This is a genomic window from Pelobacter seleniigenes DSM 18267, from assembly GCF_000711225.1.
In the GTDB taxonomy this organism is placed as follows: domain Bacteria; phylum Desulfobacterota; class Desulfuromonadia; order Desulfuromonadales; family Geopsychrobacteraceae; genus Seleniibacterium; species Seleniibacterium seleniigenes.
The window spans coordinates 245,218-267,782 of record NZ_JOMG01000001.1 but is presented as its reverse complement, the minus strand read 5'-3'; the positions used below and the strand labels follow the sequence as shown (position 1 = coordinate 267,782).

The window sequence follows — 22,565 nt, the reverse complement described above, 5'->3', positions numbered from 1 at the left end:
ATGGAAACTTTGTTGTGACTGCGTTTGTCGCTGTTGTAATGAAAATTTAAGAGTTGTAATAAATTACTGCTAATAGTATTGTTTATTTGAATAGGCTAACTATTGAGGTCGGTGATCGCTCCCGGAGCGACTGTGTCTGTTCACAACAGGTTATTTAGCTAGTTTTCATCCGGAAATGGCCCTTTTCCGCTGTGGCGGTGTCAATCTGTGGGTTTCTCGTGCGGCGTAAAGGACTACGCCTTCGCGCAACCCCTTGATTTCCTTGCCACAACGGAAAATTTCTCGTTTCCAATCTGAAAACTTAGCCGTTGTCCTGCGGAGTTTCCGGATGGCAACTCGCTAATTGAAATGTCCGATAATTTTCCGGCCGAACCGTTTTTCGGATTGATTCCCTGATGAATAATTCCTCCAAAAATCGGATGAGTCTGCACAACATTCTTGTCCTGGCTTTAGTTTTTATCGCGATTATAACCCTGGCCGCCTGCCACAGCCTGGCCACTCAGCGGCAAGAACTTTTTCACTACCAGCAGCGGACCGGGCAAAGCCGGTTGGAATCGTTGCATTCTCTGCAAAATAAACTTCTTAACATAAGTCTCGCTTTACAGTTGCTCGACAGGGTCCGGTCCAGCGTCGAAATCGATGCCCGGGTCAGCAGCCTGGAGCAGTCGGGCCGGGACCTCGCCGGTTTTTGGGCCGAGATGATCGATGTCGATTCCCCAGAAGACTCTCCGGGTACAATAACGCAGGAACAAAGGCCGCATACCGGCCTGGAACTGCAAGCTGAAATAATCGCCACTCAGGGGCTGATCAAGCAATTTGAGCCCCTGGCCAGAGCTCTGGTTCAAGCTCAGGACTCCGGGTCGGTCGCCGCTATGCACGCCGCAACTGCCGATGCGCAGCGATACCTGCGCAGTGTTGATTCCATTTTTCACGACCTCACCAGCAAACTGGCCGGACTGTACCGGCAGCAGTCGCTGCGCTTGAAGCAGACCCGTGAATCCGCCAAGTCCTTGAATGAATTGGTCAGTCATGTCGAACTCAGTATTATCGTTGCCACTATGATTCTACTTTCGCTGCTTGGCTGGCAGCGCACCCCAAAAGGGCAAGGTTCTTTGGCCCGGAATTCTCTTGAGGCCTTGGCCAGTGCCCAGGCCCTTGAACTGACCCAGGTTTACGATCAACTTAAAGCCCAGGCCGCGGAACACGCCACCGCCCTGGCGGAGCTGCAGGCCCAAGGGGAACTAGCCGGGTTCAAGCTGAGGATGAGCGAACGGCATTATCGCCGCCTCATGGAAAACATCTCTGATGTGATTACCATTACCGACGCGCAGGGGACGATTCTTGAAATCAGCTCGGCGGTGAATAGAACCCTTGGCATGGAACCCGGCGCTCTGGTCGGCAGGAACATCCGCGAACTGGTGTGTCAGGACGATCTGCAAGATATTTCCATTGCCGAGCTGGCACAGCAATACGCACAAACCGGGCCTTTCGAATACCGGGTGCAGATGGCCAATGGCAGCTACCGGGTGTTGGAATCCTCGATTCAGCAATTCAAAAACGATACGGAGGAGGTTCGGTATCTGTTCAGCTCGCGCGATATCTCATTACGCAAACATGCCGAAGAAGAATTGCATAAATTGAAAATGGTTGTTGAACAATCCCCGAGTAGCGTCGTGATCACTGATACTGCGGGGCGGATCGAATATGTCAATCCGGCGTTTGTTGCAATTACCGGTTACAGTATCAGTGAAGCTCTTGGTCAGAATCCCAAAATTCTCAATTCAGGATTAAATCCGGCGGGGATCTTTGCGCAGCTCTGGACTACCATCAGCGCAGGACATATCTGGCAGGGTGAATTTATCAACCAGAAAAAAAATGGTGAAATCTATTCTGAAAACGTTCTGGTTATCCCGATTCGCAATTTTAACGGCGATATTACTCATTTTGTGGCGGTCAAGGAAAATGTCACCGAGCTGAAACTGGCCCGGCAGCAGGCCGAAGAGGCTAATCGCGCCAAGTCCGTCTTCCTGTCCCATATGAGCCATGAACTGAGAACCCCCTTGAATGCCATCAATGGGTTTTCCCAATTGCTGCTGAAAAGTAAAAAGCACAGCCTTAACGACAAACAGCAGGGTATGGTGGAGCAGATTCATAACGCCGGACAGCATCTGTTGCAGCTGATCAACGAGGTTCTGGACCTGGCCCGTATTGAATCGGGGCAGTTTTCCATGTCCATCGAAAATGTCGAGCCCAGTTCTTTGATTGAAGACTGCCTTGCACTGTCACGTCCCCAGGCCGAGCAGTACGATGTGCAGCTGATTTACTGCGGCGACCAGATCCTGCCGCAGTTGCAGGCGGACTTGACGCGGGTGAAGCAGGTACTGCTGAACCTGCTGTCAAATGCCATCAAATACAATTGTCCCGGCGGCAGGGTTGAAATCAAAACCCAGCCTGAAAACGATGACTATCTCAAGTTTATTGTCAATGATACCGGTATCGGCATCCCGCTGGAAAAGCAGCAGGATATCTTCACCCCGTTTACCCGGGTCCTGGAGAATCCCGAAGAGATTGAGGGAACCGGGATCGGGATGACCATTACCAAACAGCTGGTTGAAGCGATGAACGGCAGTATCGGTTTCGCCAGTGAGCCCGGGAAAGGTAGTTCGTTCTGGTTTGTATTACCCGTTGCAAAGGACGGCCAGCAGCTTGAGGTGGCCTCGCCTGCTGCAACAGATGGCGGCAGGCCTGGTTTTTCTCAATCGGGTTCTGTTGCCAAGAGGGTTCTCTATGTTGAAGATAATATTGTCAATGCAGTGTTCATGGAGGGTGTCTTTGCAGAGATGTCGGCCTATGAATTACTGGTGGCAAATTGCGCTGCCACGGGTCTTGAAATAGCTGTCCGGGAAAAACCGGATCTGATTCTAATGGATTTAAACATGGCAGGAATGAATGGCTTTGAAGCCTTCAGTCAGCTTAAAACGACCCGGGCGACGCAGAGTATTCCGGTTGTCGCCATCAGCGCCGATGCCATGGAGAGTACGTCTAAAAAAGCTGAAAAAGCAGGTTTCAAAGGTTTCCTGACCAAACCTGTTGATGTTGATATCCTCAGAAAAACCGTGACCGATTTATTGGAGGCAGTATGTTAAACACTAGTGTCGATTTAAGCGGGCTCGGCACAGTCAATGCTCTGGCCGATATCCATGATGCAAAAATCCTGATTGTGGATGATAATATGGCCAATGTTGCCCTGCTGGAAGCTATTCTGGAAGAGGATGATTTCACCCAGTTGTTCTCTACCACCGACCCTCGTCAGGTTCTGCCACTCTACCGGCAGCATCATTTTGATTTGATCCTGCTCGATATCCGCATGCCGGAGATGTCGGGTATTGAAGTCCTGGAGCAGTTGACCGAGGTTCTTAGTGATGATTTTGTGCCGGTTATTGTCCTGACCGCGCAGACCGACCAGGAAACCAGGCAGCAGGCTCTGGCCTCCGGGGCCAAGGATTTTGTGACCAAGCCTTTCGAAGATTGGGAGGTCCTGCTGCGGATTGAAAACACCCTGCAGTCGCGGCTGTTCTATACCCGCCAGGTGATGCGGGCTGATCTGCTGGAACGGGAAATTATCAAGAGCACCCAGGAAATCAGGGAAACCCAGTTCGAGATCGTACAGCGGCTCGGCGCGGCCGGAGAACTGCGCGACAATGAGACCGGAGCCCACGTGAAACGGATGAGCCATATGTGCTCGCTGCTGGCGTCCAAACGAAAGCTCGGCCGAGAGTTTGCGGAACTGTTACTCTATGCCAGCACCATGCATGATGTCGGTAAAATCGGCATTCCCGACAGTATCCTGCTCAAACCCGGGCGACTGAGTGCTGAAGAATGGCAGATTATGAAACAGCATCCGTTGATCGGGGCGCGGATCATCGGCGATCATAAAGCCAAGCTGATTTCCCTGGCACGGGAGACAGCTCTGTTTCACCACGAAAAATGGGACGGCAGCGGTTATCCTCACGGCATCGCCGGTAACGCCATTCCGATCGCGGCCAGAATCGCCGCAATCTGCGATGTTTTTGATGCTTTGACCTCAGAGCGCCCCTATAAGAAGGCCTGGAGCGTGGAGCAAGCGGTCGCCGTTTTGGAAGAGGAATCAGGTAAACATTTTGAACCGGCCTTGGTGGAGCTTTTCATCGCCAACCTGCCGGAGATCCTGGAGATCAAAGCATCCTATCTGGATACTGAGGTTTATGATGGCTGGGTGGAACCGCAACACTAAAAGTTGTCCGGCCCGGCTTGAAGCTGCAAGCGGAGTAGCCCGCGGAGGGGGGCTTTGTAAACACTTTGCTGACTATCGTTGCAGGAGCAGGATATGTTGATCATGAAATGCCCCGAATGCCAGAAATATATCAGTTCGGCCCTGCTGGCGGAAATCCCCAGGATTGTCTGCGAACACTGTGGCAGCGAGGTCGCGGTCAAGAACATCCTGGTCTCCTCCAATGGTTTCACTTTCGATCGCGATGATCTGCTGAAGCGCTTTTTTCGCTATCGTAAGCTCCTCGACGAGGTGATCGATGAGCGAAACACCCTGGCTGAGAGCGCCGCGGTCTCTGCTGAGAGCAAGCGCAGTATGCAGCAGTTCCTGACGATTCTGCAGGGGATGATGACCGGCGCCAGGGATAATTTCCGCTGCCTGTTTGCTGATCCGATCAAGGTTCATCTGGCATATGAACAGCACCGGGCGAGCTGTATTTTTTATAACCTCAGCATGACCGGTGCCTGTGTCTTATTGCCGCCGTCCCAGCCGCTGCCGCGGGTCAAGGGGCAAATGCAGCTGAAGTTCCAGTTGCCGGGGCAGGAGCGCAGCTATGAGCTGGGCGGCCGGGTTTGCTGGACCGAAACCGCCAAGGAGAAAGCTGCAGACGGCCACCGGGTTGGCATCAATTTCGCGCCGCTGGATCAGGTAACCCGCAACGATTTATGGCTCTATATTTCCCAGGTGGCCACCAAAGTATCCGTTTAACTTTTTACTGAACAGCCCCTTCAGGGGTTAGCGGGCTGTATTTTTCCGGTTCAATAATCGATGCCTGCGGCCCGGATACTGGCGCGATCGTGGGCATGGCAGGGGGTTACGCCGTAGACCATCCCGCACTGGGGACAGCGGGCCTCCAGGGTCGCCATGGGAAAGGTTTCGCCACAGCCCTCGCAGTCGATCTCGACCGGAACCGGCAGGGCCATCCGGCCGAACCCCATTTGCCTCAGTTTATCGACGATCTGCTCGCCACCGCTAAAACTTCCTGCGCATCCTTCATGCATCCTGTTTTTCTCCTTTTTCGCTCAAAGCTGTTCCAGCGTCTCGCCGGCACGAATCCGGTTTCTGAGCGCCAACAGACGGTTATCCAATTCTTCCAGCTGTTTCAGGTTGATCCGTTCCGCCTGGCTCGATTCGATAATTTTGGCGATGCCGCCGTTTTTAATCACCAACCGTCGGTCCCCCATCAGGGCCAGGATCGGGTCGTGAGTGGCCATGAGGATGATTTTTTCCTCCTTGACCAGCAGATCCAAGGCCTTTTTGCGGTCGATCCCGGCATTTTCGATCTCATCGATCAGGGCGATGGGTGACTTGCTCAAAAAAGCCATGTCCGCGATCATCAGGGCGCGGGACTGGCCGCCGCTGAGCGAGGTCACCGGGGTCTGCGGGGTAAAGCGTTCTCCGGCCAGTTCATTGGCCTGGGCGAGGATCTGCCGGACTTTCTCTTCCGGGTCCGGCACCAGGCGGCTTTCCGCGTGCATGCGGATAAACTCTTCCGCGCTCAGGTCCATGACAAAGTTCATGTTTTGGGACAACTGGGCGACCAGCTTGTGCTCGGTGGAAAACCGCCATTTACTGTCCGGAACTTCGCCGTTGATGAGGATTCTTCGGCCGGTCGGGGTATCGCCTTGGGCAACCCACTCGATATCGGCGAGCAACCGGCTCTTGCCGGACCCGGTTGGGCCGACGATGCAGATCACCTGACCCGGTTTAAGGGTGATTTCAAGGGCTTCGGGCTGCCCTGATTTGTCCTGGCCGCCGATGATGGTCAGGGCATCGACTCGATCATGAGGCTCTTGAAGGGCCAGCATGCCGGTAAGAAAATCGTCCAAGCTCTGGCGCAGGCGGGCCTGATCAATGCCGAGGTCCTCCAGCTGGTCCAGATCGAGCCCGCGTAGATATTCCTCAAGGCTTTCCGGGCCAGGGGTGACCTCCAGGCCGAAAGAGGTCAGGAAATCTTCGATATAAGGATGATCTGCCAGCAGTTGCTGGAGCGATTGTTGATATATAGAGGTTTGTTTCATGGTTTTCTTTCCTGTCAGATATCCATTTTGCGGACATTGCCGGTCTGGTGCTCTTCACCGATCCGGGTTTCCCCGAGGCAGTAGGAACAGAGCGCCGAGGGCATTGAAAAGCGCAGCGTTTTTCCCTTCAGGGTGGCGATATCCGAGGCTTCTTCAAAGAGGCTGGTCAGTTCGAATGCTCCCTGTCCGGTGATCCCGTTGACGTGCATAATCACCGCGCCGGGGTTGACCTGCTTGACGCGTGAAGCGAACACTTCGCGTTCTGCCTGAGAGACGATATCTCCTTTGGTGATGACGACGATATCCGCCGACTTGAGCATCGGACCGATCTTGCGTGGCGTATTGATGCCGCTGAGGTTGTCGATGACGCAAACCGCGGTGATCTCATTGATATGGGGAGAGCAGCGATTGCAGAGACCGGCGCTCTCGCTGATAAGGTATTCGCATTCATGCTCCATTCCCCATTTGACACAAGATTCGATATTGCTGACAAAATAATGGTCGGGGCAGAGCGCACCGGAAAGCCCTTTCTGGACCAGCACTCCTTTTTGCGCATAGCGCTGGTCGTCTTCGGTCAGCAGGCAGTCGAACTTGACCACGCCGATCTTGCGCTGGCGGGCCTGCAGGGCTTCGATGACCCGGAGGATGACGGAAGTTTTACCGGACGACGGTGGTCCGGAGACAGTCAGAAAACGCATGAGCCTATCCTTTTGCAAAGAGCCGTTCAGGCGGCATTCATGGAAGCTTCGAACAGGGCATTGGTCTGCCTGATCAAGGCCCCGATATCGTTGTTGTAAATGTAGTCCCAGCCGATCCATTTCCAGGGGTGGGGGAAATCCAGCCCGTTGTCGACCGCAGGGTGCAGGGACGGAAACAGCCCCTTCTGGGCAAGGATCTCGCCGACCTGCTGGCCGCACAGAAACTCGGCAATCGGTTTGACCCGGGCCAGACTGTCCTGCCTGGTCAACATGAAGATCGGACTGACGATAGCCCCGTCCTCGGGCCAGATAATCTCCAGACTTTTGACCATCCGCGCCATCTTGGTGAAAAAGTAGGGCATGATGGTGACGTAAGGCTTCTCTTCCGCGACCCGCTTGGCGTTCTTGACCATTTGCGACGGGTGCATCGATTTCAGCATGCAGCGCCCCAGGGCTTCGACCCCAGCCTGGCCATGCTCCTTATGCAGAGCCAGCAGAATCGCGTTGAACAGGTCGAAATCGCCGACCGGCAGGGCGACTTGCTGGGCAAACTCTGGCTGCAGCAGATCGGACCAGCGGCGAGGAATCGGCAAGTCGCCGCGAACCTCATGATTGATCATAAACACCGCCGGGACTGCCGCAATGATGGAATAGTCCCGTTTCGGATCTTTGATGTCGATCCCGCTGAAATCGCTATTGACCTCGGTCGGGGTGATGTCGGTAAAGACACCTTGTTCCTTGAAACGGCCGATGGTCTGGCGGTCGAAAAAAGTTTCGAAACCGGCCGAGACAAAGATGTCGGGCAGCTGTTCGGCGTCTTCGATCCCCTTGATATTGTCCTCGATCCAGTCGGCACCGACCGAAGCCGCTTCCAGTTTGTAGCTGACCTGGTGTCCGGTCTGCCGGGTAAAGTCTTCGATAAAGGCATCGAACCCTTCCAGCAGCGGCAAGCGCACCGGGCAGGGGAGCAGCCCACTGACATTGATCTGGCTGCCGGCCTTCTGGGTCTGCTTCATGGTGACATCGGCCTGGTGCAGCTGTTCAGAAATTTTCTGCTGCAACAGCCCGAGGAAGTTGTCCAGATCATAGTTTTTGGTCTGGGCGGCTCGTTCCAGTTTTAAAAATGTGGCAACCGCATTGCGCTGCCGTTCATCGCGGAAATTGGCAAAACCGTTGGCGATAAATACATCGAGGGTTTCCGGCCAGCGGTCAAGCACCTCTTTGACAGTCATGTCTTTATGAATGGTTTCGGTTGTCATGGTTTCTCTCCTTGCTTGTGACGCTGACTATAAAGCCCTGTGGTAGTATTTAAATTGATCCAGGTCAAAAATGACATTTTAATTGTAACTTTTATGGTTGGATATTTTGAAGTCGGTCTGGCGGACCGTCATATTGGCCGCGTAACTTGTTGCCAATTAGACAGCGGTCGGAAAGGAGAAAATATTACTTTTTTTCTCCGATTTGATCTAGGTCAATTTTTTCAGCAACCACCTGTGCGACAGTCGGGCATCCCAGGAACCTTAATCATTCATTATCCAAGGAGATCGATTATGAGCATGTTTTGTTTTCAGTGTCAGGAAACCGCCAAAGGTACCGGTTGCACCATCGCCGGGGTTTGCGGCAAAAAGGAAGACACCGCCGGGTTGCAGGATCTGTTGGTCTATAATCTCAAAGGGCTCGCCGTGGTCGCTGATGCCGCTCGCCAGCAGGGACGCTTTGATCTGGAAACCGGACTGTTCGTCTGCCAGGCTCTGTTTGCCACCATTACCAACGCCAATTTCGATAACACCCGGATGGTTGAACTGATCAAGGCCACCATCAGCCGTCGCGACGGCCTCAAACTGGCCACGGGCTTCAGCAGTGACCTCGACTGTGTTAACTGGAACGGCAGCGAAGCCGATTACGCCGCCAAAGCGGCCGAGGTCGGGGTGCTTTCCCAAGCCAACGAAGATGTGCGCTCATTGCGTGAACTGCTGATCTACGGCCTGAAAGGGATGGCCGCCTATACCGATCATGCCGCTATGCTCGGTAAGCAGAACCAGGACATTTATGATTTCATGATCTCTGCGCTGGCCACCACCACCCGCGATCTGAGTGTCGAGGAGATGGTCGGACAGGTCCTCAAGTGCGGAGAAGTGGCCGTGACCGCCATGGCTCTGCTGGATGAGGCCAACACCTCCGCTTATGGCAATCCGGAAATCAGCAAGGTCAATATCGGCGTGCGCAATAATCCGGGCATCCTGATTTCAGGTCATGACCTCAAGGATATGGAAGAACTGCTCAAGCAGACCGAAGGGACCGGCGTCGATGTCTATACCCACAGTGAAATGCTGCCGGCTAACTATTACCCCGCCTTCAAAAAATACGACCATTTTGTCGGCAACTACGGCAATGCCTGGTGGCTGCAGGACAAAGAGTTCGCCTCCTTCAACGGGCCGATTCTCATGACCACCAACTGTATCACCCCGGTTAAAGAAGCCTACCGGGAGCGCATCTACACTACCGGCATGGCCGGCTGGCCGGGCGCCAAGCATATCGGCGAGCGTCCCGAAGGTGGCAGCAAGGATTTCTCCGCGCTGATCGAACAGGCCAAAACCTGTGCGCCGCCGGTGGAAATTGAAACCGGGGAAATTGTCGGTGGCTTTGCCCATGCCCAGGTCATGGCGCTGGCCGACAAGGTGGTTGACGCAGTCAAATCCGGTGCCATCAAGCGCTTTGTGGTTATGGCCGGCTGTGACGGTCGTCAGAAGAATCGGAGCTATTTTACCGAGGTGGCCGAAGCCCTGCCGCAGGATACGGTTATCCTGACCGCCGGTTGCGCCAAGTATCGCTATAACAAGCTCGCTCTGGGCGACATTGGCGGAATCCCGCGGGTGCTCGATGCCGGTCAGTGCAACGATTCCTATTCGCTGGCCTATATTGCCCTGCAGCTGAAAGAAGTCTTCGGCCTGGACGATATCAACGACCTGCCAATCTCTTACGATATCGCCTGGTACGAACAGAAGGCAGTGGTGGTTCTGCTGGCCTTGCTCTCCCTGGGAGTCAAGCACATCCGCCTGGGGCCGACATTGCCGGCCTTCCTGTCGCCCAACGTGGCCAAAGTTCTTGTGGAAAACTTTGACATCAAGCCGGTCGGCGATGTCGAAAGCGATGTGGCTGCCATCATGGCCGGCCACTGAACCGCACATTTACCGTAGCAACAACAAAACGGAGAGCCCGAGGCTCTCCGTTTTGTTTATATTATGCCCAATCGTGGCTGGGCTGTTGAATCTCTGCTGACCAGGGGAAGGGCCTGTTGCTCAGGCGGCTGCCCGGCGTTTTTGCAGGGAGGTCTTCGCCAGCTGTTATTTTCGATAGTCGGGGCCGGGATTGGTCCGGCAGTCATAGTTGTTCTGCACCTCATCGAGATAGTACTGGCTGAGCGACGGGGCGGCCAGCCAGGTATCGATCGTGTCCGAGGTGATGCCGCAGTACTGGTAGAAATTGCCCTGGAAGCTGACCAGCAGATATGCGTTGGTCGGGTCGTAAAACATTCTGGAAATCTGACTGGATGATTTCATCTGGTCCTGCAGATCGACGAAATGTTCCGTATCCACCTCCACCATTCCCCAGTCCTTGACGTAAACCTCCCGGGCCAGGCTCGGCGATGCCAGAACGAGTCCGGCTACCAGAAAGATCAGTCCTGCGGTCATCCTTCGCACCATCTTGTGCTCCTTTTATGTCGTTGCTGGGCAAGAACGCTTTACCTGCTGTTCCTAACAGCATAGCGCACTCGGCCCGGTTGTGCGGGGAAGCGGGTTCCGTGGTAAGTTTTAACCAACGCTTGAACGGCGAACTATATTTCTTGTTTCAGCTTAGCACATTCGGCATCTGGTTTGCGCTGGCGGGGTTGCCGCCAGCACCGCATTGCCCTGATCCCCTGACAGAGCGATCCGGCCAATGCGGTGCCGTTGAACTCGCTCCAATCACCAAGGTGGTATGATGCGTATTGCAACCCTGCTTCTGTTGGTCGTGATTTTGCCCCTGGGCGGTTGTTTGAAGCCGCTGCCCAATGATCCGCAGTTGCTGGCACAATTTCAGCAGCGGCCGCAAAACCTGAGGCTGGAATTTACCACCGAGCAAGGTCGCCAGGTCGCCTATTATCTCCCCCCCTTGCAGAATCCGGATGCTCCGCCGCAGCGCATTGCCATCCTTTATCCGGGGATCAACAGCCTGGCCCTCGGCTGGTTGCGCTTCATCAATCTGGAGGACTATCCGAACACCGCCTATCTGCTCATCGACTATCCGGGGCGCGGCTTATCGGCAGGGGTGATGCGGCCGGAGGAGAATTATCGCAACAGCCTGGGTGCCCTCAAGGCCCTGGCCGAACATTTTGGCGTGACGCAACTATCGGCCTCCCTCCGCCTGTTGGGGCACTCCTTCGGGACCGGTGCAGCTTTGCAGTTCGCCTGTCTGCGGCCAGCGGAACGGGTGGTTTTGGTTGCCCCTTTCAACGACCTGAAACAAGCCGTCAGGAGACAGTCCTGGCTGCTCTCCCTGCTTATGCCAAGCCAGATCGATAACCGCCTACTGATCAGACAGCTGCTGGCCGAGCCGCAGCCTCCGCGGATTATTATCTTACATGGCGGACGGGATACCACTCTGCCCATCGCCATGGGGCGGGAACTGGCTCAACTGGACCCGGAAAAGATCGTGTTTCACGCCTTTGCCGAGGACGACCATGTCGATATCCTCAGTCGCCGCCGCAAGCTGATTTTTCAGGAGCTCAATGGTCAGGTCGAATGAAGCAGTGGCCCCGGATGGCTGAGAACAACCGGAAAGCGTGGGGGGGAGGGGCTGGCTGCCCCCTTTTCCTGCACCAGTCAGGCATGCGACAATTAAAGTTGATCTGGCAAGTGCTTGACAAAAAATCCTGGTTTTTTCAAGCAGAGCGAGAAAGAGAGTTTTTCACTGTTTCCCAAAATCAATGCGGGAGCCGCTTGACAGCGATTTTGATCGTCCGTCCGTGCGCGTAGCAGGTTGTTTTTAACCGCCTGATAATGAATATGGAGCAAGAACTTATGGAACTGGCCAAGTACTCAATCGGTACCGGAGATCGTTTCGGGCGCCAAGGTCCGGCCCAGTTGGCCGCCGTGCAGCAGGCTTGCACAGGCGGGGTGGAACTGGCCATTGCCTGGAATAAATCCCACCGTGAGCATCAGCTTATCAAAACCGACCCCCGCGCCCAGCGCGAAGCTGCCGAGCAGGCCGTGCAAGCCCTGGGTTGGCAAGGGCAGTATTGGGTCGATGCAGACCATATCGGCCTGGAAACCGTCGACCATTTTCTTCCTTATTGTGATTTTTTTACCCTGGATGTCGCCGATGCCATCGGCCAGCCAGCGGCAGAGTCCGACCTGAACGCGTTTGTTGACAAATATCGGGCCTTCAGCGGAGACCTCGCCATCCCCGGCTTGCCCCGGCCGTTGTCGATCAGCTTTGACCTGCTGCGTCATGTGGCCGAGAAATACCTGTTCGCCACGCAGCAGGCTGGCGAAATTTACCGGCATATTCGCCACGGAAAAGGCGCCGGTTCTTTTGTTGCCGAAGTCTCCATCGATGAAACCGATGATCCGCAAAGCCCTGCCGAACTGCTTTTCATCCTGGCCGCGCTGGCTGATGAACACATTCCGCTGCAGACTATCGCGCCGAAGTTTTCCGGGCGTTTCAACAAGGGGGTCGATTACCGCGGTAACGTCCATCAGTTCAGGGATGAGTTCGAAGCCGATATCTGTGTGGTCAAATACGCAATCAAGACCTTCGGTCTGCCGCCGACGCTCAAACTCAGCGTTCATTCAGGCAGTGATAAGTTTTCCATCTACCGGCCGATTCGGGAACTGATCCGTTGTCACGATGTCGGCCTGCATATCAAAACAGCGGGGACAACTTGGCTCGAGGAACTGCTCGGTCTGGCTGAACATGGTGGGAGAGGGCTCGATCTTGTCAAGCAGATCTATGCCGCTGCTTACACCCGTTCTACCGAATTATGCGCACCTTACGCTGCGGTGCTTGCCATTGAATCCACGGCACTGCCGCTGCCGAGCGTGGTGCAATCCTGGTCTGGCGAGCGGTTTGCAGCCGCGTTGCGGCATGACCAAACCTGCCCCGAATATAATCCGCATTTGCGCCAGTTGTTGCATGTCGGCTTCAAGATCGCAGCGGAAATGGGCGCTGCTTACCTGACGGCCCTGGACGAGGCCGCGCCCAGAGTTTCCCAAAATGTGACGGAGAATTTATTGCAACGACACATCAGGCCCCTCTTTTTGTAGCGCTTACTGGTCGGATATTTCTCCGCAAAGAGCCACGAGCGCTGCTCAGGTTGGTGGGGAAGGGGGATGTTTTGGGGCCGGGTCGGTTTGCTGGCCGGTGGGCGAAAAAATGATCGACTTCAGGTCAGACCGTATTCCTTGAGTTTGTTTTGCAGGGTCTGCCGGGTGATGCCCAGGATTTCGGCTGCTTTAGTCCGGTTTTCGCCGGTTTGCCGCAGGGTGGAGAGAATCAGTTCTTTCTCCATGTCTTTCAGGGTCAAGCCCGGACGGATGGCAAAGGGGCGCTCAGTCGTTTCGGCAAAGGCCTGGCGGACCTGTTGCGGCAGGTGCTGCAGGGCGATTTTTTCCTCCAGGCAGAGGATGACAGCACGTTCGATGGCATTTTCCAGTTCGCGGATGTTGCCCGGCCATTGATAGGCCAGCAGGGCCTCCATGGCGTCGGCCTGGATGCTGCGGATATCCTTGCGGTTCTTGTGACTGTAGCGGTGAAGGAAATGCTCCGCCAGGGCCGGGATGTCCATGGTACGTTCCCGCAATGGCGGCAGGTGCAGGGGCACAACGCTGAGGCGAAAGAAGAGATCCTGGCGAAAGCTGCCGGCGGCGACCATCTGCTCCAGGTCCTTGTGGGTGGCAGCCAGCAGGCGGACATCGACCTTGATGGTCGTGCTGCCGCCAAGCCGTTCAAATTCTCCTTCCTGGAGCACACGCAGGATCTTGGCCTGGGTGGTCGGGCTCATATCGCCAATTTCATCCAGGAACAGGGTTCCCCGGTCGGCCAGTTCAAAGCGCCCTTTGCGCTGTTCGGCGGCACCGGTAAAGGCCCCTTTTTCATGGCCGAACAGTTCGCTTTCCAGCAGGTTCTCATGCAGGGCCGCGCAGTTGACCTTGATAAAGGGAGCGTCCTTGCGCCGGCTGTTGTGGTGAACCGCTCCGGCGACCAGCTCTTTGCCGGTTCCCGATTCGCCGGTAATCAACACGGTCGCGTCGGAAGGTGCGACCAGGGCCAGGGTTTCAGCCAGTTCCTGCATCGGTTGACTGCTGCCGATCAGGTTGCCGAGATCAAAGGTTTCTCCCAGCCTCTGGCGGAGGGAAAGGTTTTCCTGTTCCAGGGACTTGAAGTCGAGGGCCCGCTTGACCGTCATTCGTAACGCGTCGCTGTCGACCGGTTTGGTGACATAATCGAAGGCTCCTTGCTTCATTGCCGCTACGGCATTCTCCACCGAAGAAAAGGCGGTGATGATAATGACCGGCAGCTCCGGTTTGTGCTGGTGGATTTCCACCAGCGCTTCCATGCCGTCCATGCGTTTCATTTTCAGATCGAGTAGGACAAGGTCAACCGCTAGCTCCCTGGCCAGATGGGCGCCGACATCGCCGTCATCCGCTTCGATGATGGCATATCCCGATCCCGCGAGGTGAGCTTTCAGCATAGTCCGATGAGCGGTATCGTCATCGACCAGCAGCAGAGTCGGCTGAACCTGTTTCATGACTGTTCCTTCCGCCGGGGCAGCATAATGGTAATCCGACAACCTTGGCCGGGTTCGCTGACGACCTCGATATGCCCCTGATGCTGTTCAATGATCTGCTGTACCAGAGAGAGGCCGAGGCCGGTGCCATCTTTTCTGGTGGTATAGAAAGGATCAAACATTTTTGCCTGCTCCTCCTGGGAAAGACCTTTGCCGGAATCTTCGACCCACAGCTGAATCATGTCGGCCGTCTCCTGTCCGCCAAGCACAATTCTGCCGCCGGAGTCGGTAGCCGCCAGGCTGTTCTGGAGTAAGTTGAACAACACCTGCTGTAAAAGATCCGGGTCCGCATAAAGCTGCAGGTCCGGGGCGGCTATCTGCAGCTCCAGCGCAATCCCTTGACTGTCCGCTTCCTCCTGGATGAAGGTCAATGATTTTTCAGCTATCCTGAGCAGGTCGATTCGCGCATATTCCGGTTCGCGTGGCCTGGAGAACTGCAGCAGGGCAGAAACCGTGCGATTGAGGCGGTCAACCTCGCCAACCATCAGTTCCGCATATTCTTTGGCCTGGGGATCCTCTTTGGCACTGCGGGAAAAGTATTGGGCAAAACCGCGCAGGGTACCGAGGGGGTTGCGGATTTCATGGGCGACTCCTGCTGCCATCCGGCCGAGGGCGGCATGGCGCCGGGAGCGTTCCAAGGCTTCTTCCATGGCTTTGATTTCACGCTGGTCGCGTAGAATCAGTACCCTCCCGCGCAGGCGTCCTTCCCGATCACGGAGCTGGGACGCGCTTACTTTCAAGGGAATCGACTCACCGTTGCGGCTCAGGCAATTCAGGGGCTGTTCGATAAGTTCCCGGTCGGAACGCAGCAGGGCGCTCAGGGCGCCTGCTCCGACCTCATCGAGCTGAGTCATGCTCTTGTCACGAAGGTCGGCCTCACTGTAACCGAAGATCGTCAGGGCGGCTCTGTTGGCGGTGACGATCCGCTGTTCAGGATCAAGACTGATCAGTCCGGCCGGCATGCTGTTAATCACATTGTTGGTGTAGAGTTCCATATTCTCCAGAGCTTCTTTGGCCGCCCGGGATTTATTGGCCAGCAGCAGGGCGTACAGGCCGCCGCTGCTCAGTAAAAACAGGATCCCCAGCAGGAGCAGGCTCTGCTTGATATCTTCTTTACGAGCGGCATCAAAACTTTCTGTATACAACCCGAGGTAGATGATCTGGCGGCAGTCACTGCTGCTGTTGCCCGGTGAATTGCCGCACCAATTTTGCCAGCGTGACATCATGCCCATCCGCTGGGGCATCATGGTCAGCGGATTGAATTCCTTGGCAATTTCATAAATCCGCTGGCCTGCCGGGCTGGTCAGGAAACGAACCTGGGGGGTGTCTGTTTCCAGTATCGTCGCGCCCGCCGGCAAGTGGGCACGGTCCGGCGGCTGTCCGGCGCTGGCAATGGTCTGCCCCTGTTCATCCAGAATCAGGATGTAGGCAACATTTTTTTCCCGAGCGGTTTCCCTCACCAGGGTGGTCAGGTTGCCGTTCGCAGAATCCATCATCATTGACGCACGTGCCCCCGCTTCGAAGGCTCTGACCAAGGTCTCCGCTTCCTGGAGCAGGAATTTTTCCATGAATTGTTGTTCACGGTTCATATTGAGCCCGGTCAGGACCGCCAGCACAGAGGCGAGTAACAGGCTGGCCAGGATGAAGCCGAGCACCGGGAGGGACAGTGCCCGCTTGCCCGGGCTGATTGGTGCTATCGGGGGATGGTGATCAGATGTTGACATGTGCTGACAGAACCGCTGCTTTGTTTAAATGGCTGAATATCTGTTCCTTTACCGGTGTGCCACGGACCGGCCGCTTTGTCAAGCGAACCCTGCCCCAATCCGTGGCTGGGCGCAGGGAAGCTTCTTCGGTCGGCAGCGGCCAAGGGGGCTGCTGTGCGGGCGAAGCAATGTCCAGGGGAATCTGTCGTTGTGGTTTTGCCGGCAAGCTGGCAGAATGTGGCGGATTCTATTCACCTTAACTTTGCCAATGACAGAGGATGTTGCCATGCCGTATGGAAAAGAAGACGGGGTGCTCTATTTTGGTATCCCTTCCGGAAGTCTCAATGAGCAGGTGCTGCGCCTGCTGGAAAAATCAGGGCGGCCGCTGAAAAAAGGGCGCCAGTACGAAATGATGGGGCCTTATGACAAGGATGTGGTCTTTCGGGTCCTGGACCGCAAGGAAATGCCGCAGAAGGTGCGGGACGGTATCGTCGACTGCGGGATTACCGGCAAGGATTACGTTTTTGAAGCCGGAATGGAGCAGGACGTCGAAGTCCTGGGTGATTTTATCTTCTCCAAGTACACCAACCAGCCGTCGCGGCTGGTGCTGGCTACCCGGCCGGAATCGGGCATTGTCAATCCGCCCGACTGTGCGGGCAAAATCATTGCTACTGAGCTGCCCAACCTGACCCGTCGGCGGATGGCTGAGTTGTACGGGGTCGAGGATCTGCGCATTCTGAAAAGCGAAGGGAAAACCGAGGCTAAGGTGATGATGGGTGAATCCGATGCCTTCACCGATATTACCGAGACCGGGGCGACTCTCAAGGCCAACGGCAATATCATTGTCGGTGAGCTGTTCACCTCCAATCCCCAGCTGATTGCCAATCGGGAGGCCATCAAAAATCCGGCCAAACTTGAGAAGATGGAGGATATCCGCATCTGTATCGACGCGGTGCTGCAAGCCGAGCGCGAGCCGGTATTCATGGTGTTTATGGATGTCCCGACCCGCGTGCTGAAGGAAGTGGAGCAACTCTTGCCGTCCGTTGTCTCGCCGACGGTGAGCCCGGTGGTCGATGCGGCCTGGGTCAGCGTGACCGTGGTGATCCGTGAATCGGAATTGAATATTCTTGCCCCGAAACTGTTACGGTTGGGCGTGGACGGCATCGTGCCGATCCCCGCACCGAAGGTTTTTACCCAGGATATGATCCGGGCGCGGCATTTCTGAAGGTGGCGGCGCTCCGGCTGCCGTTGAGGTTTTTAGCGAGTTCGTGAAATTCAACAAGGAGATTGAGAGTGGATAAAAAAACACTGGAAGAGGGGAGTATGTTACAGATCGATTTTGTCAAGCGCGGCGGGCTGGTGCCGACCGTGGTTCAGGATGTGGCGGATGGTCGCATTCTGATGCTGGCCTATGTCAATGAGCTGGCCTTGACCACGACCCTGGAAAAAGGAATGGCCACGTTCTGGTCGACCTCGCGCAATGAACTCTGGACCAAGGGCGAAACCTCCGGGGATTTTCTCAAGATTGTCGAGATCCTCACCGATTGTGATCAGGATGCCCTGGTTTACCGAGTCGCCCCACAAGGCGGTGGCGCCTGTCACACCAAGGATCCGGTCAGCGGAAAAACGCGGCCGAGTTGTTTTTACCGCAGCCTTGATCTGGCCAGCAAAGAGTTAAAGCCGCTGTAGCTATCTGTTTGTTACACCAAGACTTGCAGTGACATAACTGAAAAAGCAGAGCCACCCTCGGGGATGGCTCTGCTTTTTTGTTGTTGTGGCCCGGGCAGAGAGAGCCCGGCCGGTTTAGAAATCGATTAGCCCAAGGATAACAGGATATAACCGACGGCGCCGGCGATTACCCCGTAGATCACCATGGGGATGGCCGTCCGCTTGAGGATATAACCTTCCGAGTTCTTTAAACCCAACACCGAGCAAACTGCGACGATATTGTGAATACAGGTCATATTGCCCATGCCGCCGCCGACCGACTGCATGGCCAGAACGGTAATCTTATTGAGCCCCAGCTGGTTGGCAATGGAGGCCTGAATGCCGCCGAAGGTCAGGTTGGAAACCGTATTGGAGCCGGAGAAAAATGCACCCAGCGCCCCAAGGTAAGCGGCCAGGAACGACCATGCCCCACCGAAAACGTCTGCGAAGGCGGTTCCGATAATGATGGTGTTGGCTTTGACTTCAGGAGTTCCGAGCATCAGCAGCTTGACAAAAACCAGCGCTCCGAGCAAGGCCAGGGTGGGGTTTCTCATCTGGCTGATGGACTCGGAAGAGACCCGCTGAATCACCTCGCCTTTTGCCTGGAAGACACAGAAGGCCACCAGCGAAATGAAGATAAACGGGATCAGGAAGGGAATGTACAGACTGGCGAACGAAAAGTTGACCCCGGTCCCGAAGATCCCGCTGACATTAATCACCAGGGCCCGGCTGACATCCAGATCCCCGAAGGAACCAAGGCCGGCGTGGAACATCGGTGCGTTGCTTTTCAGCAGGGCATTGATACCGATGGGTTTGATCCGGGTGATAAGGAGCATGGCGACCGTTCCCCAAAGCGGGAAAGAGGCCTTGAAGATTTTGCCGAAGGAGATGGCACTATGCGGTGCGCCGACTCCATCTTCCTTGCACAGACCGTAACCTTTGACGGCAAAGAAGATCGAGGCAACGGTGCCGATTGCGCCAGCAACAACCGACGGAAACTCATAGTTGACCTGAGCTGAGGCATAGTAGGGGATGATCGTTGCGAAAATACTCAGGTAGACAAAGCCGAGGTTGCGTTTCACCATTTTCCAGTTCAGAGCGAAGGTCAGGGCGATCACCGGAATAATTAATGCTGCGACCCCGTGAATCAGGGCGGCCTGCTGACCGACGGCCAACAATTCCGGGTCAGTCAGGTTGGCGCCTTTACCGAGGCCGAACCAGCCGGGAGTGCCGACCGCTCCAAAGTGGACCGGAACCGAGTTCATGATCAGGCAGAGGATCGCGACCCGGACCGGTTTAAAGCCGAGGCCGACCAGGATCGGTGCGGCAATGGCAGCGGGGGTGCCGAATCCGGAAGCACCTTCAATGAGAAAAGCAAAGGCCCAGCCGATGATCATGGCCTGGGCAACCTGGTTGGTGGTGATACCGTTAAGCCAGGTTCGGATGGTGTCCATTGCCCCGGTATATTCCATGGTTTTGAACAGGAAGATGGCGCCGAACACGATGGAAATCGGCACCCAGGCCGTCAACAGACCGTTGACCACTGTCGCGTTGACGAGGTTGGCGTCAATGTCAAAATAAACCAGTTTGACAACGTACAGGATCAGGGCGACCAGGGGGAGAGCCTGAAACGAAGGCATACTGCTTTTTTTTGTCATCAGCCAGATTAGCAAAATAATCGGGAACAGGGAAATCGCGGTTGCCATTAAGTAGCTCCTTCAAGGTAAAAAAGGTTTCCTCCGACCGTATTCGACCAACGAAAACGGTTATAGAAACTGAAAACAAGAACGGTTACTTAAAAGAATTCAAAGCTCGTGCTAAGCCCTGAATTACATTAATTCCTAATTCATTCTTCCGAAATATCGGAAAGAATTCCTCTGTTGCCGCCTGAACCTGCTCTGGTGTGTCTGGCCACAACAGCCATCCGCTTCACTGTTGTGCTCCCTGGGAAAGGCATGACCAAGCAGACAGCCTTCATAACTTATCTATCAGCTGGACGATCTGAATGAATTTGTTTGGCGAAATTTGTGACCTCTTACGTTGCTAGACAGATGTTTTCACTCAACCCTGAAGTTACCGCAGGTGTCTTGGTGTCGTGAAAATGAGGAAGAGGGGAAAATCTTTCAAACAGCACTTTGCCGATGCCTGATTCCAACCCCATTCGCGAGGCTTCCCAAATATTGTTCACTCCAGCCCTGGTGACCAAAAGCCCTTTTAAATCATGAAAAATTGGTCTGACCTGCCATACTTGAAAAACAAAATACCTTATCGCATTGGTAAAATAAAATACCATTACTGAGCTGGGAATTTTTTACACGAAAGCGAATTTTATTGCTAGTAGAAAATGGATTGACCATTTTTTTTATTGTAAATAGCTGATTTATTTAATAAATCATAAAAGCTTGACAATTTCCTGGATAAAATCATATTTTATAGCCCAGCATAATGGTCAGACCAATAAAACAACACCATGGTTTTTTGGGTGTTTATTTGAGATCTTGCCTTGCTGTCGCGAATAGCGTTTGTGCTGACGAAGGCCGGAAACGCTAGGGCCTAACAATGTTCGATTCACTATTTCGGATTGACGGGGTTAGCGAGTGAAGTGAGAGCAAAAGTTAGCGGTTGCTATAGCTGCAGTGACGACATTGATTCAGGATCCAGAGCGGCGCGGCCGATTTTAGCGGGACCGCTGTAAATTTTTGTTGTTAGCGGTTGCTAGCCGAGCCCGGTCTTGCAGGGTAATCGGAACACCATAAGTAAAGGATGTCCACCACAATCACGCTGTGGTCAGAGCGGGCACAGCACTAAACATAAGGCCGTCAAACAGGTTTCATCTTCGGTTTCTACTCGCCATTCACGCAAAATTATTTGCATAAATACGATAGAGTTATCGACAGAAAGGGGTTTGGGATGATTGCGAAAGATGTGTTGGCAAAGTTCAAAGGAATTGTCGGCGAGGAGGATTATTGGGATCAGCCGACCGACCTGGTGCTGTACAGTTTTGATTCTTCGGTGGAAAATCCGGCCCTACCTGATGTTGTCGTGCGTCCGGAAAGCACGGACGAGGTTGCCGCTATCTGTCGGCTCTGTAGCGATTATGATATTCCCCTGATTACCCGCGGTTCCGGCACCAACCTGGCCGGTTCAACCATCCCCGTCGCCGGCGGCTGTGTGCTGCTGATGACCAAAATGAATAAGATCCTCGAAATTAATACCGATGACATGTATGCGGTGGTGCAGCCGGGGGTGATTACCCTGGATTTTGCAACCGCAGTACAGGAAGCCGGGTTATTTTATCCGCCCGATCCGGGCTCGCAGAAAATGTCCACCATCGGCGGCAATGTGGCTGAAAATGCCGGCGGCCTGCGCGGGCTTAAATACGGGGTTACCAAAGATTATGTGATGGGCGTGACCTTTTGCGACATGGCCGGGAACATCGTCAAGGCCGGGGGGAAGACGGTCAAACTCTGTACCGGGTTCAACCTGACCGGGCTGATGTCACAATCCGAAGGCCAACTGGGGGTAATGACCGAGTGTATCCTCAAGCTGGTGCCGCCGACCAAGGCCCACAAAGCGATGCTGGTCTCTTTTAAGGACATCATTGATGCCGGCAATACGGTGTCCGGAATCATTCGTGGCCATGTGCTTCCTGCGACCATGGAACTGATGGACAATTTCACCATTCGCACCGTCCATGAAGCTACCGGCGTACCGTTGCCGACGGATGCTGCGGCGTTGCTGCTGATCGAAGTCGATGGCCATCCCGCCGTGGTCGAGGAAGAGTATGCCATCGTGCAGAAAGTCTGCGCGGCGAATAACGGCGAGATCAAAATTGCCGCCACCGCTGAGGAGCGGGAAGCGCTTTGGGAAGGGCGGCGTAAAGCCTTGTCGTCATTGGCCCGCTTGCGCCCGACCCTGGTGCTGGAAGACACCACGGTGCCACGGACCAAGATCCCCGACTTTCTCATGGCCTTGGATGAGATCAAGAACAAGTACAAGCTCGATATCGGCACCTTCGGTCACGCCGGGGACGGCAATCTGCATCCGACCATTCTGTGTGACAAGCGCGATGCTGAAGAGATGCAGCGGGTTCATGCCGCGGTTGCCGATATGTTTGCCGCGGCGCTTCGCCTGGACGGCACCTGTTCCGGCGAGCACGGCATCGGTCTGGCCAAGCAGCGTTTCATGGTTGATGAAGTCGGTGAAGGGACCATCAATTACATGAAGTCCATCAAGCGTGGGGTCGACCCGAAGAATTTGTTGAATCCGCACAAGCAGTCCATTTAAGGGGATCGAGCC

General features: G+C 54.8%; 18 protein-coding genes. 10 read left to right on the top strand and 8 right to left on the bottom strand.

Annotated features, from left to right (window positions below):
• Positions 1-395: 395 nt before the first annotated feature.
• The 3 genes from N909_RS0101165 to N909_RS0101155 all read left to right on the top strand — a co-directional run bounded on the left by N909_RS0101165 (position 396) and on the right by N909_RS0101155 (position 5,017).
• On the top strand, positions 396-3,146 hold the full coding sequence (locus tag N909_RS0101165) for a hybrid sensor histidine kinase/response regulator (RefSeq protein ID WP_029910097.1): 2,751 nt from the start codon (positions 396-398) through the stop codon (positions 3,144-3,146).
• The gene (locus tag N909_RS0101160; RefSeq protein ID WP_084167327.1) at positions 3,140-4,273 is read left to right on the top strand and encodes an HD domain-containing phosphohydrolase; all 1,134 of its coding nucleotides are present in this window, start codon (positions 3,140-3,142) and stop codon (positions 4,271-4,273) included. The genes N909_RS0101165 and N909_RS0101160 overlap by 7 nt, the downstream gene beginning before the upstream one ends.
• Positions 4,274-4,366: 93 nt before the next feature.
• Positions 4,367-5,017, top strand: a complete 651-nt coding sequence (locus tag N909_RS0101155; protein ID WP_029910093.1) for a PilZ domain-containing protein — start codon at positions 4,367-4,369, stop codon at positions 5,015-5,017.
• Between the two features lie 50 nt (positions 5,018-5,067).
• Here the strand turns inward: N909_RS0101155 and N909_RS0101150 are convergent, their stop codons facing one another.
• The 4 genes from N909_RS0101150 to N909_RS0101135 are packed head-to-tail and all read right to left on the bottom strand — an operon-like array spanning position 5,068 to position 8,287.
• Positions 5,068-5,310: a hypothetical protein gene (locus N909_RS0101150; protein ID WP_029910090.1), complete on the bottom strand. Its 243-nt coding sequence runs from the start codon at positions 5,308-5,310 to the stop codon at positions 5,068-5,070.
• 21 nt (positions 5,311-5,331) lie between these two features.
• Positions 5,332-6,330 carry an ATP-binding cassette domain-containing protein gene (locus N909_RS0101145; RefSeq protein WP_029910088.1) on the bottom strand — a complete coding sequence of 333 codons (999 nt, stop codon included), beginning with the start codon at positions 6,328-6,330 and terminating at the stop codon, positions 5,332-5,334.
• A 14-nt stretch (positions 6,331-6,344) separates the two neighbouring features.
• The gene (locus tag N909_RS0101140) at positions 6,345-7,028 is read right to left on the bottom strand and encodes a GTP-binding protein (RefSeq protein ID WP_029910085.1); all 684 of its coding nucleotides are present in this window, start codon (positions 7,026-7,028) and stop codon (positions 6,345-6,347) included.
• Between the two features lie 26 nt (positions 7,029-7,054).
• Positions 7,055-8,287 carry an ABC transporter substrate-binding protein gene (locus N909_RS0101135; protein ID WP_029910081.1) on the bottom strand — a complete coding sequence of 411 codons (1,233 nt, stop codon included), beginning with the start codon at positions 8,285-8,287 and terminating at the stop codon, positions 7,055-7,057.
• 297 nt (positions 8,288-8,584) lie between these two features.
• Between N909_RS0101135 and hcp the strand changes: the two genes are divergently transcribed.
• Positions 8,585-10,207: a hydroxylamine reductase gene (gene hcp / locus N909_RS0101130; protein WP_029910078.1), complete on the top strand. Its 1,623-nt coding sequence runs from the start codon at positions 8,585-8,587 to the stop codon at positions 10,205-10,207.
• A 165-nt stretch (positions 10,208-10,372) separates the two neighbouring features.
• On the opposite strand, the gene N909_RS0101125 is transcribed toward hcp, so the two are convergent.
• On the bottom strand, positions 10,373-10,732 hold the full coding sequence (locus tag N909_RS0101125; RefSeq protein ID WP_029910075.1) for a KTSC domain-containing protein: 360 nt from the start codon (positions 10,730-10,732) through the stop codon (positions 10,373-10,375).
• A 274-nt stretch (positions 10,733-11,006) separates the two neighbouring features.
• Here N909_RS0101125 and N909_RS0101120 point away from each other — a divergent pair, with 274 nt between their 5' ends.
• Both N909_RS0101120 and N909_RS0101110 read left to right on the top strand, forming a co-directional pair.
• On the top strand, positions 11,007-11,813 hold the full coding sequence (locus tag N909_RS0101120; protein ID WP_084167325.1) for an alpha/beta hydrolase: 807 nt from the start codon (positions 11,007-11,009) through the stop codon (positions 11,811-11,813).
• A gap of 254 nt (positions 11,814-12,067) precedes the next feature.
• Positions 12,068-13,333, top strand: coding sequence for a tagaturonate epimerase family protein (locus tag N909_RS0101110; protein WP_342672674.1), 1,266 nt, complete (start codon positions 12,068-12,070; stop codon positions 13,331-13,333).
• Between the two features lie 119 nt (positions 13,334-13,452).
• Here N909_RS0101110 and N909_RS0101105 read toward each other — a convergent pair whose 3' ends face one another.
• Both N909_RS0101105 and N909_RS0101100 read right to left on the bottom strand, forming a co-directional pair.
• A complete protein-coding gene (locus N909_RS0101105; RefSeq protein WP_029910064.1) occupies positions 13,453-14,817 on the bottom strand; it encodes a sigma-54-dependent transcriptional regulator in 1,365 nt (454 codons plus the stop codon).
• Complete coding sequence (locus N909_RS0101100) at positions 14,814-16,580, bottom strand: two-component system sensor histidine kinase NtrB (RefSeq protein WP_084167323.1); 1,767 nt, start codon at positions 16,578-16,580, stop codon at positions 14,814-14,816. The genes N909_RS0101105 and N909_RS0101100 overlap by 4 nt, the downstream gene beginning before the upstream one ends.
• Here N909_RS0101100 and N909_RS25890 point away from each other — a divergent pair.
• The 3 genes from N909_RS25890 (at position 16,571) to N909_RS0101085 (ending at position 18,248) form a co-directional block, all read left to right on the top strand.
• Positions 16,571-16,819 carry a hypothetical protein gene (locus tag N909_RS25890; RefSeq protein ID WP_029910058.1) on the top strand — a complete coding sequence of 83 codons (249 nt, stop codon included), beginning with the start codon at positions 16,571-16,573 and terminating at the stop codon, positions 16,817-16,819. The two genes, N909_RS0101100 and N909_RS25890, sit on opposite strands and share 10 nt — an antisense overlap.
• A 26-nt stretch (positions 16,820-16,845) precedes the next feature.
• Positions 16,846-17,784, top strand: coding sequence for an ATP phosphoribosyltransferase (hisG, locus tag N909_RS0101090; RefSeq protein ID WP_029910055.1), 939 nt, complete (start codon positions 16,846-16,848; stop codon positions 17,782-17,784).
• A 68-nt stretch (positions 17,785-17,852) separates the two neighbouring features.
• A complete protein-coding gene (locus N909_RS0101085) occupies positions 17,853-18,248 on the top strand; it encodes a phosphoribosyl-AMP cyclohydrolase (protein ID WP_211253902.1) in 396 nt (131 codons plus the stop codon).
• 125 nt (positions 18,249-18,373) lie between these two features.
• Here the strand turns inward: N909_RS0101085 and N909_RS0101080 are convergent, their stop codons facing one another.
• Entirely contained in the window at positions 18,374-19,972 is a 1,599-nt protein-coding gene (locus N909_RS0101080; RefSeq protein WP_029910049.1) for an L-lactate permease, read from the bottom strand.
• Positions 19,973-21,176: 1,204 nt separating this feature from the next.
• Between N909_RS0101080 and N909_RS0101075 the strand changes: the two genes are divergently transcribed.
• Entirely contained in the window at positions 21,177-22,553 is a 1,377-nt protein-coding gene (locus N909_RS0101075; protein WP_029910046.1) for an FAD-binding oxidoreductase, read from the top strand.
• Positions 22,554-22,565: the final 12 nt, after the last annotated feature.

Bases quoted from the DNA above. Each gene is read 5' to 3' on its own strand.
- N909_RS0101140 (WP_029910085.1), bottom strand. From the start codon at position 7,028: ATGCGTTTTCTGACTGTCTCCGGACCACCGTCGTCCGGTAAAACTTCC.
- N909_RS0101160 (WP_084167327.1), top strand. From the start codon at position 3,140: ATGTTAAACACTAGTGTCGATTTAAGCGGGCTCGGCACAGTCAATGCT.
- N909_RS0101135 (WP_029910081.1), bottom strand. From the start codon at position 8,287: ATGACAACCGAAACCATTCATAAAGACATGACTGTCAAAGAGGTGCTT.
- N909_RS0101150 (WP_029910090.1), bottom strand. From the start codon at position 5,310: ATGCATGAAGGATGCGCAGGAAGTTTTAGCGGTGGCGAGCAGATCGTC.
- hisG (WP_029910055.1), top strand. From the start codon at position 16,846: ATGCCGTATGGAAAAGAAGACGGGGTGCTCTATTTTGGTATCCCTTCC.
- hcp (WP_029910078.1), top strand. From the start codon at position 8,585: ATGTTTTGTTTTCAGTGTCAGGAAACCGCCAAAGGTACCGGTTGCACC.
- N909_RS0101100 (WP_084167323.1), bottom strand. From the start codon at position 16,580: ATGTCAACATCTGATCACCATCCCCCGATAGCACCAATCAGCCCGGGC.
- N909_RS0101165 (WP_029910097.1), top strand. From the start codon at position 396: ATGAATAATTCCTCCAAAAATCGGATGAGTCTGCACAACATTCTTGTC.
- N909_RS25890 (WP_029910058.1), top strand. From the start codon at position 16,571: ATGTTGACATGTGCTGACAGAACCGCTGCTTTGTTTAAATGGCTGAAT.
- N909_RS0101125 (WP_029910075.1), bottom strand. From the start codon at position 10,732: ATGGTGCGAAGGATGACCGCAGGACTGATCTTTCTGGTAGCCGGACTC.
- N909_RS0101120 (WP_084167325.1), top strand. From the start codon at position 11,007: ATGATGCGTATTGCAACCCTGCTTCTGTTGGTCGTGATTTTGCCCCTG.
- N909_RS0101080 (WP_029910049.1), bottom strand. From the start codon at position 19,972: ATGGCAACCGCGATTTCCCTGTTCCCGATTATTTTGCTAATCTGGCTG.
- N909_RS0101075 (WP_029910046.1), top strand. From the start codon at position 21,177: ATGATTGCGAAAGATGTGTTGGCAAAGTTCAAAGGAATTGTCGGCGAG.
- N909_RS0101110 (WP_342672674.1), top strand. From the start codon at position 12,068: ATGAATATGGAGCAAGAACTTATGGAACTGGCCAAGTACTCAATCGGT.
- N909_RS0101105 (WP_029910064.1), bottom strand. From the start codon at position 14,817: ATGAAACAGGTTCAGCCGACTCTGCTGCTGGTCGATGACGATACCGCT.
- N909_RS0101155 (WP_029910093.1), top strand. From the start codon at position 4,367: ATGTTGATCATGAAATGCCCCGAATGCCAGAAATATATCAGTTCGGCC.
- N909_RS0101145 (WP_029910088.1), bottom strand. From the start codon at position 6,330: ATGAAACAAACCTCTATATATCAACAATCGCTCCAGCAACTGCTGGCA.